Source organism: Oceanicaulis sp. UBA2681, assembly GCF_002354675.1.
GTDB classification, from domain to species: Bacteria; Pseudomonadota; Alphaproteobacteria; order Caulobacterales; family Maricaulaceae; genus Oceanicaulis; species Oceanicaulis alexandrii.
In genome coordinates this window covers 302,849-313,510 of the sequence record NZ_DEMB01000011.1, presented here as the reverse complement: position 1 = coordinate 313,510, position 10,662 = coordinate 302,849, and the positions used below count along the sequence as shown (strand labels likewise).

The window sequence follows — 10,662 nt, the reverse complement described above, 5'->3', positions numbered from 1 at the left end:
GCCAGCGGCGCGGCGCATCAGGGCCGTGATTTTCTGACGGATTTCCGTGCCGCGAATTTTCAGCATGGAGGATTCCGCCATCGGCGTCTGGCCGCGACCCACGCTGTCCAGCACGCGCAGATTTGTGGTGCGCATGTTTTCCAGATCAATCTCGATCTCGGCCATGCGGGCGGCGAACAGCGGATCTTCGATCAAGGCGGCGTCGCCGCGACGTGTGGTCCGCGCGACCTCTTTCAGTCGCTCGAACGCGGCCATGGAAGATCCGACCCCGGCGATATTGGTGCGCTCATAGCTCAATAGGTATTTCGCGCAGGTCCAGCCCTTGTTCTCTTCGCCGACGAGATTCTCGACCGGAACCTTCACATCGGAGAACCAGACCTCGTTGACCTCGTGGTCGCCGTCCAGAAGCTTGATCGGGCGCACTTCCAGGCCGGGCGTGTCCATGTCGATCAGCAGGAAGGAGATGCCCTCTTGCTTCTTGCCTTCCTTGCTGGTGCGCACCAGGCAGAAAATCTTGTTCGCGTATTGAGCCAGCGTGGTCCAGGTCTTCTGCCCGTTGACGATGTAGAAATCGCCTTCGCGCACGGCGGAGGTCTTCAGGGAGGCGAGATCAGAGCCGGCGCCCGGCTCGGAATAGCCCTGACACCACCAATCGGTGCCGTCCAGAATGCGGGGCAGCCAGTGGTTTTTCTGCTCTTCGGTGCCGAACTTGTTCAACACCGGGCCGAGCATGGAGACGCCGAACGGCACGATGCGCGGGGCATGCGCCAGCGCGGTTTCGGTCTCGAAGATGAAGCTTTGCACCACGCTCCAATTGGTGCCGCCGCGGTCTTCAGGCCAGTGCGGGGCCAGCCAGCCGCGATCATTGAGGATGGCGTGCCATTCCTCCATGTCCGCCTTGGTCAGGTGCTGACCCCGGCGCACCTTGTCAGACAGCCGCGAAGGCAGCTTGTCCTTGAGAAATGCGCGCACTTCCTCGCGGAAGGCTTCGTCTTTTTCGGTAAAATCGAGATCCATTAAGGTCTCCTCCCGCTATTATTGGTCGACCAGTTCAAACAGTCCGGCCGCTCCCATGCCGCCAGCCACACACATGGACACGACCACATATCGCACGCCGCGCCGACGTCCTTCCAGCAAGGCCGCGCCCACCAGGCGTGATCCTGTCATGCCGAACGGATGCCCGACGGCGATTGCGCCTCCGTTGACATTAAGCGTCTCGGGGTCAATTCCCAGCCGGTCACGGCAATAAACGATCTGACTGGCGAACGCTTCGTTGATTTCCCACAGCCCGATATCGCCGACTGTCAGTCCTGCGCGGTCCAGAAGCTTGGGGATGGCGAAGACCGGCCCGATTCCCATTTCGTCCGGTGCGCAGCCGGCGGCCTGAAACCCGCGAAACACGCCCAGCACCTCGCGGCCTTCGGCCATGGCCGTGTCGCGATCCATCAGGATTTGCGCCGCGGCGCCGTCAGAGAGCTGGCTGGCGTTGCCCGCTGTGACATATGCGCCCTCAGCAATGGTCTCGCCGCCGCTCCAAACCGGTTTCAGGGCCGAGAGCGCCTCATAGGTCGTGCCGGGACGCACGCCTTCATCGGCGGTCAATCGGACGGTTTCACGCCCGGTCTCGCCGCCATCCTTGGCGCGCACGATCTTTTCAGTCTCCAGCGCCACGATCTCCGCGTCCAGACGCCCCGCTTCGATGGCCGCCGCGGCGCGTTGCTGGCTCTCGGCGGCGTAGCGGTCTTGCGCTTCGCGGCTGATGTCATAGCGCTGAGCGACAATCTCGGCGGTCTCGATCATGGCCATATAGGCGTCAGGCGCGGCCTCCAGAACGCTGTCCGAGCGCCAGCTGGCGTCCGGCAGGCCCGGCAATCGGGTGGATGAGACAGACTCCACCCCGCCGGCGAGCATCGCGTCGGCGTCTCCGGACATGATTGAGCGCGCAGCGAACGCGATAGCGGTCAGACCTGAAGCGCATTTGCGGTCGATTGAAGTCGCAGGGAGGGTTTTCGGCAAACCGGCGGTGAACACGCTCATTCGCGCCAGATTGTAAAACTGCGGTCCGTACTGGTTGCCGACGCCGAAGATCACATCGTCGATCCGGTCAGGGTCAATCCCGGCCCGGTCCACCGCTGCGTTCATCACGTGGGCGGCGAGCCGGTCAGGCGCGGTAGCGTTGAAGGCGCCGCGATGGGCTTTGCCGATAGGCGTGCGGGCGGTGGAGACGATGACGGCTTCGCGCGCCATGGCGGGTCCTTTCAAGGGCGTCAGGGCAAGCCCCGTTTCGCCATACCAGTTTTTCTATTTTTTCGGGAGCCTTATGACGCAATCGCGCACAGGGCTCAATATGGCTCTCTTTATGGTCGACATTATCAATGCCATCAACCACACTCATGCATACTCAAATAACAAAAGTCCTGGGGAGGACCCGTATGAGAGCCAAGCTTCAACCTGTGATGAGAACGCTGGCGAGCGCTGTTGCGTTCGCCGCTCTGGGCGCCGCAGGTCCCGCCCTGGCGCAAGAGGGCTTCGCCGCCGCGCCTGATTATGATGACGGCGCGACCTGGCTGTGCCGGCCAGGCCGGGAGGATTCCTGCGCCATTGATCTGACCGCCGCAATCATCGCCACCGACGGATCCGTGGCGATCGAGACCCACCAAGCTGCGAGCGCACCGGCTGTCGACTGCTTTTACGTCTATCCGACCGTATCCCTCGATCCCGGCGCCAATAGCGATCTTGAGGCCGGCCCGGAAGAGCATGCGGTCGTAGCCGCCCAGTTCGCCCGCTTCAGCGAAGTCTGCCGACCGTTTGCGCCGCTTTATCGTCAGGTGACCATTCCCGCTTTGCGCGCCGCCATGGCCGGCGAGGGCGACACGATGGCCGCCGGCGTGCTAGCCTATGGCGATGTGCGCGAGGCCTGGCGGCATTACATGGCGCATGACAATGACGGGCGCGGCGTGATCCTGGTGGGTCACAGCCAGGGCGCACGCATGCTCAAAACCCTGATCGCGCAGGAAATCGAGACAGGACCGACCGTGGACCAGATCATCGGCGCCTATCTGATCGGCTATAACGTTCTGGTGCCGGAAGGCGAATCCGTGGGCGGGGACTTTTCCGTCATGCCGGTCTGCACCTCCGGCGACGAAGCCGGATGCGTCCTCTCTTACGTGACCTTCCGCGATGACGTCCCGCCGCCTGCAAACACGCGCTTTGGCCGCAGCGGGATGGACGGCATGGCGGTGGCCTGCGTCAACCCGGCGGCGCCGGGATCGACCGAGGCGACGCCGCTTGAAGCCTATCTGAGCAATCTGTCGGAGGCTTATGGCCAACAGGCTGATGAAGACGTCGCCATGATAGACGAGCGCTTCATGAAGCTTCCGGGTTTCCTGACCGCGCAATGCCTTGATCAGGATGGCGCCCAATACCTCTCCGTGACGGTGAACGCCGACCCGCAGGACCCGCGCACCGACGTGCTGGTCGGTGATGTGGTGGTCAATGGTCAGGTGCTGGAGGACTGGGGCCTGCACCTTGTGGACATGCATGTGGCCATGGGGGATCTGATCAACTTCGCCGCGCGTCAGATCGAGACCTACGAAGAGCGTTAGATCCAATCAGGGCGGGGCCGCGGTGCAACCCGGCTCCGCCCTCGATGTGAGGTCTTCCATGGAAAGCAGCGACGTCAGGCGGTGGGCGCGGCCAGAGCGAGGTTGAGGGCGATGATCGCATCCGCCAGATCCGCTTCGCTGTCCACCAGCGCCTCGCGGCTGCCGATCAGCGTGCGCTGGGCGTCCAGAACATCGATGAAGCTCGCCAGGCCTTCGCGATAGAGCGCGTTGAGCTGGTCATAAGCGCGCTCGCTTTCGGTCACGGCGATTTCCAGATCGGTGAGCCTCGCTTCGACGCTCTCAATGGCGACCAGACCGGTTTCGACCTCCTCCAGAGCGCCCAACACTGCCTGCTGATAGGCCAGCGCCGCTTCGGTCGCGCGGGCGCGCGAGGCGTCGACCTCGGCCTGACGGCGACCAAAATCAAACAGGGGCACGTCCAGAACCGCAGACAGGCTAGCGGCGATGGCGTCGCCCGGGCCATCTGACAGGTCCGCTGTTACCGCGCCGGGCAGACGCAAGGCCGGATAGAGGTCCGCCTGTTGCACGCCGATGTCTGCAGTCGCTGCGACCAATCGCGCCTCGGCGGCGCGCAAGTCAGGGCGCTGGCGGAGCAGATCGGCGGGGACGCCGACCGGTATGGCGGCCTCGTAGGACAGGCCCAGAGCGTCACTGGGGGCGTCGGTGCGCGCGCTCAAAGCATCCAGCACGCCGCCGGGGGCTTGGCCCAAGAGTACGGCCAGGGCATTGCGCGCCCGGACTTCCTGCAATTGCAAGGCGCCGCGCTGGGCGCGGGTGCGCGCCAGGTCGGCGGTGGCCCGTCGGACGTCGAGATCGGCGGACAGGCCGGCCTCGGCGCGTCGCTCGACGATATCCAGCGTGCGCTGTTGAAGCTCGAGCGAGGTGTCCAGAAGCGTCAATCGCGCCCGGGCGCGTCGAGCGTCCACATAAAGAGACACCGCCGTTGCGGCGGTCAGGCGCTGGATGTCTGCAAGCTCGAATTGCGTGGCCAGCACGTTGGCGCGGGCGCGTTCTTCGGTGCGGCGCAACTGGCCGTTCACATCCACGATCTGGCTGAAACTCAGGCCGGCGGAGGCTGTATCCCGACCGGATGTGCGCACACTGGCGTCTGCGCCCGCGTCCAGCGTCGGGAGGAAATCCGATCGCGCGGCCCCGGCGAGCGCCTCGGCGGCGACCAGACGTTCCGCGCTCTGGCGAATGTCGAGATTGCGGGTGAGGGCGGTTTCGACAAGCGCGTTGAGTTCCGGCTCGGAAAAGCCGGTCCACCAGGCGTCTTCAAGCGGGCGGTCAGCCTCGCGTTCAAGCGTGCGGCTGTACTGGGCTGGCTCGGCCGTTTGCGGGGCCACATAGTCCGGGCCGACGGCGCAACTTGCGAGCAGAAGCGTCAGCAAGGCGGGGGACAGTTTTTGTATCACGGTCATTGCGCAGGCCCCGGCTCGATCCCGGCCTTTTCAGCCGTGTCGAGTTCTTCGGCCAGACGCTGTTCGGCGGCGATCCGCGGCGTGCCGAACCGCGCCAGCCCCAGATAGACCACCGGCGTCAGGAACAGGGTGAAGGCGGCGGCCAGACCCAGCCCGCCGAACACCGTCCAGCCGATGGACGCGCGCGCCTCAGCCCCGGCGCCGGTTGCGAGGATCAACGGCAGGGCGCCGAGCACGGTCGAGATCAGCGTCATGGCGATGGGGCGCAAGCGCAGGGTTGCTGCTTCCTCGATCGCGGCGCGCACCGACTTGCCTTCGGCGCGCAGCTGGTCGGCGAATTCCACCACCAGAATGCCGTTTTTCGCCATCAGCCCGATCAGCATGACCAGCCCGATCTGGGAAAAGATGTTCAGCGACGTGCCGGTGAAGAAGAGTGCATAAACCGCGGCGGCCAGGGCGAACGGCACCGTGATCAGGATCACGATCGGGCCTGTCAGGCTTTCAAACTGGGCCGCCAGCACCAGAAACACGATGACCAGCGCGAAGCCATAGGTCAGCGCAAGCTCTCTGGTGGCCTGGTTGAGCGTTTCCGCTTCGCCTTCAAACAGCATCTCTATATCTGAGGGCAGGGTCTCTTCTCCCAGGCGTCGCATTTCATCCACGGCCTCGGCGATCGTTGCGCCGCCCACAATGTCGGCCTCAAGCTCGATGGCGCGGCGTTGTTCGGTGCGGTCCAGCTCGGCGGCTACGCCTTCTTCGACAATGGTGGTCAGCGCGGACAGCGGAATCAGGTCGCCGGTGTTCGACCGAACATAGAGATTGCGCAGGTCGGAGGGGTCGCGCACCGCGCCGCTTTCGCTTTCAAGGATGATCGGGATGGCTTGGTCGTCCACGTTGAGATCGACGAGATTATCGCCGTCCACCATGGCGCGCAGGGTCACCGCAAGCTCGCTCAGCGGCACCCCCAGATCCGCCGCCCGGCGGCGGTCGATCTGGATGGAGAGCTGGGGCTGGGTCGGCTCATAACTGATGTCGGGGTTTTCCAGAATGTCGGACCGGGCGTTGATCGCGTCCGCCAGTGCCCGCGCCGCCTCGAAAATCTCCAGATAATCACCGCCGGTTAGCGCCACTTCGATGCCGCTGCGCTGGCCGCCGCCCACATTCAGACTGCCGCGCCCGAACGGGCTGGCGCGCACGCCGGGAATTTCAGACAAGGGACCGCGCAGGGCTTCGACCAGCTCCTGCTGACTGATGTCGCGGTCTTCCCACGGGGCGAGCGGCGCGGTGATGAAGACCCGGTTCGGATCCCAGCGGCCCACGACTGTGAAGAGCGACTGGATGGTTCCGTCATCCACATAGGGCTGCAAGACGGCTTCAATGGCGTCCGTCTGACGGTCCATGTAATCAAGGCCCACACCGTCCGGCCCGCCGGCCCAGACATAGATGACGCCGCGGTCCTCTTCCGGGGTCAACTCGCGATCAAGCGCAAGCGCGGCGAAACAGGCTCCAACACCTGCCAGGACGCAGACCCCGACGGTGATCCAGGGATGGTTCAGCGCGCCCCGGATCGCGACGCCATAGCTGCGATCCAGATACCCGCCGACCCGGCGGAGCGGGCCTTTCTTGTCATCATTGGCGGTCAGGTTCAGACGCGCCGCGAAAGCGGGCACGACTGTCAGCGCCACGAAGGAAGAGATGATGACCGCCAGCGCCAGAAGGAAGCCGAATTCGCGGAACAGGCGCCCGGCGGTGGAGGGCAGGAAGGAGATGGGGACGAAAACCGCGACCAGTACCGCCGTGGTCGCCACCACGGGGAAATAGACCTGGCGCGTGCCGATCACCGCCGCGGCGCGCCGTCCCATGCCTTTGGACTGAAGGCGGTGGATGTTCTCAAGCACCACGATGGCGTCATCCACGATCAGGCCGGTGGCGAGGACCAGCGCCAGCAGCGTCAGAAGATTGATCGAGAACCCGAAGACCCAGAGCCCGGCGATGGCGCCGATCAGGGCGGCCGGAATGGCGGCGGAGGGGATCAAGGTCGCCCGGAACTTGCCCAGGAACACCCAGATGACGCTGACCACGATCAGAACCGTCAGCGCCAGGGTCAGCATGACTTCCTGTACGGAAATGCGGATGAATTGCGCATCGTCTGAGGTGACCTGGATCTCAAGGTCTTCAAAACGGTCGTTCAGCTGCTGGACCCGCGCCTGCACGGCGTCTGAAATATTGATGGTGTTGGACCGCGCCTGGCGGATCACGCCCATGCCGATGATATTGCGGCCATTGAGGCGGGTGAAGCTGGACGCGTCAGCCGGCGCGAAAAACGCTTCCGCCACGTCGCCGACGCGGGTCTGGCCGTCAATGATCACGTCCTTGACCCGTTCAGGGGTCGCGGCTGTCGCTTCGGCGCGGACGATCAGTTGCTGGTCTTCAGAGCGAAAGCTGCCCACGGGCACGTCAAACGGCGCCTGGCGCAGCGCGTCCGCCACATCGCCGACCGTCAGTCCGAACCGGCTGAGCCGGATCGGATCGATCACCACGCGCAGCTGGCGCTCGCGCGTGCCGAACAGATTGACGGCGGCCACGCCGTCCACGGCGGTGATCTCCGGAACGATATCGTTTTCGACCAGGCGCGTCAGTTCCTGCTCGTCATACACATCGCTGAGCACGGCCAGGCTGAGAATGGATTCAGCGTCATTGTCGGCCTTGACGACCGTGACCTGCTCGACCCGGTCGGGCAGACGGCGGCTGACCTGGCTGACAGCTTCGCGGATGTCGGACGCAGCGGCGTCCAGATCCACGCCAGCATTGAACTCCACGCGGATGCGGGTGGAGTTTTCCTCGCTGGAGGACCGGATTTCACGGACGCCAGAGACCCGCGCTGCGGCGCCTTCAAGAACGCTGGTGACTTCCGCGTCGACCGTTTCGGGCGCGGCGCCGGGAAAAGCGGCGGTGATTGTGACGATGGGCCGGTCCACATCGGGCAGCTCACGCACTTCGACGCCCAGCAGCGCGGCGAGACCGGCGATCACGATCATCAGGTTGAGCACCACCGCCAGAATGGGGCGCTTGACGGCGAGGGCGGGAAGATCGGATCCGGGCGTTTTCATTGCGCCAGCCCGCTATCGCTCACAGACGTTGCGCCGGCCGTGGCGCGCGTGTCGGTGTCAGAGCGGCGGCGAATCTCGAGAAGGTCAACGGCCGCGCCTTCGCGCATGCGCTGGACGCCTTCGGCAACGACCAGTTCTCCGGCTGAAAGGTCGCCGCTGACCAGAACACGGCCCTGCCGGCGCTGGACCAGCGTAACGGCTTCGCGTTCAGCGCGCCCGTCGCGGACCAGCCAGACATAAGCGCCGTCGCTGCCCCAGCTGATCGCGGCTTCAGGTACTACAGGGCGCGTGTTGGAAAGCAGTTCGAAGCCGACGCGGAAGCTCATGCCCGGACGCAGGGCGTCGGCCTGGTTATCGATCTCGGCGCGGACGGTGAAGGTGCGCGAGGTCGGATCGATCCGGCTGTCCACATTGATGATGCGGGCGGAATAGGTTTGTTCGGGGCCGGCGAAGGGCGTGGCCTGCACGCGGTCGCCGACGGAGATGCGGCTGAAGACCTGCTCTGACGGGTCAAAATCCACGTACAGGACCGATCGGTCATCCAGCTCGGTGATGGCGGTGCTGGGCGTGATGCGGGCGCCGGCGTCAATATCCGTCAGGCCCAGATAGCCTGAGAACGGCGCATAGACCGTGCGGCGAGCCAGGGCGATGCGCGCCTGCTCGAGCTCGATGCGCGCCGCATCCAGCGCGGTTTCCGCCTCGTCGATCTGGCTGTCGGACACGGCGCCGGTGTTTTCGATGCGCCGATAGCGGGCCAGCAACTGCTCGGCCTCCCTAACGGCGACTTCGGACAGACGCACTTCCAGGCGTTCCTGATCGGCTTCCAGACGGACAAGCGGCGCGCCGCCCTCCACCCATTCGCCAGCGGAGAAAGCGACCGCCTCCACCTGTCCGGCGGTTTCAGGATAGATCGTGGCGTTTGCGCGGGCTCGCGCGGTGCCCAGCACTTCGATGCGCTCGGCTTCACGCTCCAGGATCACCTCTTGGGCGATCACGCCGACACCCCTGCGCGCCTCTCCCGCGCCCGGTTGACTGGGTTCGGAAGACGGATCCTGCGAACAGGCGGAGGCGACACATGTCGCCGCGAGACAGACCATCAAGCGTTTGAACATGCCCCGGTCTACGCAAGCCGGCGCCGACCGGATCACATCTCCAGGCTTATTGCGCGTCAGGCAGGATCGCTCTCGGCGTCTGCGGCTTCCTCCACGGCGGTTTCCGCCCAGTACTCGCCGCCGACCATGGCGGCGGGCGCGAGCAGGTAATCCTCGGTGCTGTCGGGCGCCTCGCGGCGCGTGATCCGGTAAACCGCGATGGCGGAGAGCAGCAGGCACAAGCCGATCAGGTAATAGGCGAAGCCGCTAGGACCGATCAGGCCCATCAGAACGCCTGTGCCGATGGGTCCCATCACCGCGCCGGCGCCGTACACCATGACCAGCGCGCTTGACGCCGCCGTCATCTGGTCGGGTTCAAGCCAGTCATGAGTGTGCGCCATGGATAGCGGATAGAGCGTCATGGTCAGCCCGCCGGCGAAGAACCCGGTCACGGTCAGGGCGATCAGGCCCATGTCCGCCGCCATGGGCAGCAGCGCCGCAGCGACGGCGGCTGCGGAAGCGACAGCGCCGATGATCACCCGGCGGTCGATGGCGTCTGACAAACGCCCGATAGGCCATTGCAGGGCGGCGCCGCCTACCAGGGTCGCGGCGATGAACACAGACACCCCGCTCACCTCCAGCCCGATGCGGCGCGCATAGACCGCACCCATGCCCAGAATGATGCCGTTGGCGACGCCGGCGCAAAAACTGCCTGTCAGTCCGAGCGGAGAAATCGCGAACAGCTTGCGCAGGGTCAGGCGCTCGACCTCCAGAATGTAGTGCGGTTGCGGGGCCGAGCTGAGCAGAATGGGCACCAGCGCGCCTGAAATGATGATGGAGGAGAGGACGTAGAGCGTCAGGCTGGCTGTCGGCGCGGTGTTCAGCAGCCCTTGCCCGATGGCGAGGCTGCCATGGGTGATGATCATGTAGATCGCCAGCAACGCCCCGCGATAGGTGTTGGAGCTTTCACGGTTCAGCCAGCTTTCGGCCACCACATACAGGCCTGCAAAGCTGAAACCGGTCAGAAAGCGCATGCCGGACCAGACGATGGGATCAATCAGCAGCCCATGCACCAGGATCGCGATGGAGCCGATCGAGGCCAGGGCGGCGAAGGTGCGCACATGGCCGACCTTGGCGATCAGGCGTTCGGCGCTGGCGGACCCGGCGAAAAACCCAGCGAAATAGCTGGTCATCACCAGGCCTGTCAGTGTGGCGGAAAAGCCGGAGTCTTCGGCCACCACGCCCAGAAGCGTGCCTTGCAAGCCGTTGCCGGCGAGCAGCAGCGCGATCCCAAGCAAGAGCGCCCAGAGCTGAATAACAGCGCCCAAAAGGCTGCGTTCTTCCATTTGCGGCGCGTTGGTCATTGGCCAGCTCCCATATCTCAGACTTTCGCGTGTGCCTGAGACCGTGGGGC

7 protein-coding genes are annotated in these 10,662 nt (G+C 64.9%); 1 reads left to right on the top strand and 6 read right to left on the bottom strand.

The genetic code is table 11. The features are described from left to right. Together B3M53_RS09550 and B3M53_RS09545 are read right to left on the bottom strand one after the other, a co-directional pair. On the bottom strand, nucleotides 1-1,017 hold a 1,017-nt coding region (locus B3M53_RS09550), incomplete at its 3' end, for an acyl-CoA dehydrogenase family protein (RefSeq protein ID WP_286800230.1). Between the two features lie 18 nt (nucleotides 1,018-1,035). Then, nucleotides 1,036-2,247 carry a thiolase family protein gene (locus B3M53_RS09545; RefSeq protein WP_286800229.1) on the bottom strand — a complete coding sequence of 404 codons (1,212 nt, stop codon included), beginning with the start codon at nucleotides 2,245-2,247 and terminating at the stop codon, nucleotides 1,036-1,038. Between the two features lie 185 nt (nucleotides 2,248-2,432). Here B3M53_RS09545 and B3M53_RS09540 point away from each other — a divergent pair, with 185 nt between their 5' ends. Beyond that, on the top strand, nucleotides 2,433-3,605 hold the full coding sequence (locus B3M53_RS09540; RefSeq protein ID WP_286800228.1) for a DUF3089 domain-containing protein: 1,173 nt from the start codon (nucleotides 2,433-2,435) through the stop codon (nucleotides 3,603-3,605). A gap of 74 nt (nucleotides 3,606-3,679) precedes the next feature. On the opposite strand, the gene B3M53_RS09535 is transcribed toward B3M53_RS09540, so the two are convergent. From B3M53_RS09535 to B3M53_RS09520, 4 genes are all read right to left on the bottom strand, one after another. After that, nucleotides 3,680-5,047, bottom strand: a complete 1,368-nt coding sequence (locus tag B3M53_RS09535; RefSeq protein ID WP_286800227.1) for an efflux transporter outer membrane subunit — start codon at nucleotides 5,045-5,047, stop codon at nucleotides 3,680-3,682. After that, nucleotides 5,044-8,157, bottom strand: coding sequence for an efflux RND transporter permease subunit (locus B3M53_RS09530; protein ID WP_286800226.1), 3,114 nt, complete (start codon nucleotides 8,155-8,157; stop codon nucleotides 5,044-5,046). The genes B3M53_RS09535 and B3M53_RS09530 overlap by 4 nt, the downstream gene beginning before the upstream one ends. Beyond that, nucleotides 8,154-9,152, bottom strand: a complete 999-nt coding sequence (locus tag B3M53_RS09525) for an efflux RND transporter periplasmic adaptor subunit (RefSeq protein WP_028284654.1) — start codon at nucleotides 9,150-9,152, stop codon at nucleotides 8,154-8,156. Before B3M53_RS09525 ends, B3M53_RS09530 begins: the two co-directional genes overlap by 4 nt. 173 nt (nucleotides 9,153-9,325) lie before the next feature. Continuing rightward, nucleotides 9,326-10,612, bottom strand: a complete 1,287-nt coding sequence (locus tag B3M53_RS09520) for an MFS transporter (RefSeq protein WP_022701052.1) — start codon at nucleotides 10,610-10,612, stop codon at nucleotides 9,326-9,328. Nucleotides 10,613-10,662: the final 50 nt, after the last annotated feature.

Coding starts and splice junctions, on each gene's coding strand:
- B3M53_RS09545 (WP_286800229.1), bottom strand. CDS start 2,247: ATGGCGCGCGAAGCCGTCATCGTCTCCACCGCCCGCACGCCTATCGGC.
- B3M53_RS09520 (WP_022701052.1), bottom strand. CDS start 10,612: ATGACCAACGCGCCGCAAATGGAAGAACGCAGCCTTTTGGGCGCTGTT.
- B3M53_RS09530 (WP_286800226.1), bottom strand. CDS start 8,157: ATGAAAACGCCCGGATCCGATCTTCCCGCCCTCGCCGTCAAGCGCCCC.
- B3M53_RS09535 (WP_286800227.1), bottom strand. CDS start 5,047: ATGACCGTGATACAAAAACTGTCCCCCGCCTTGCTGACGCTTCTGCTC.
- B3M53_RS09540 (WP_286800228.1), top strand. CDS start 2,433: ATGAGAGCCAAGCTTCAACCTGTGATGAGAACGCTGGCGAGCGCTGTT.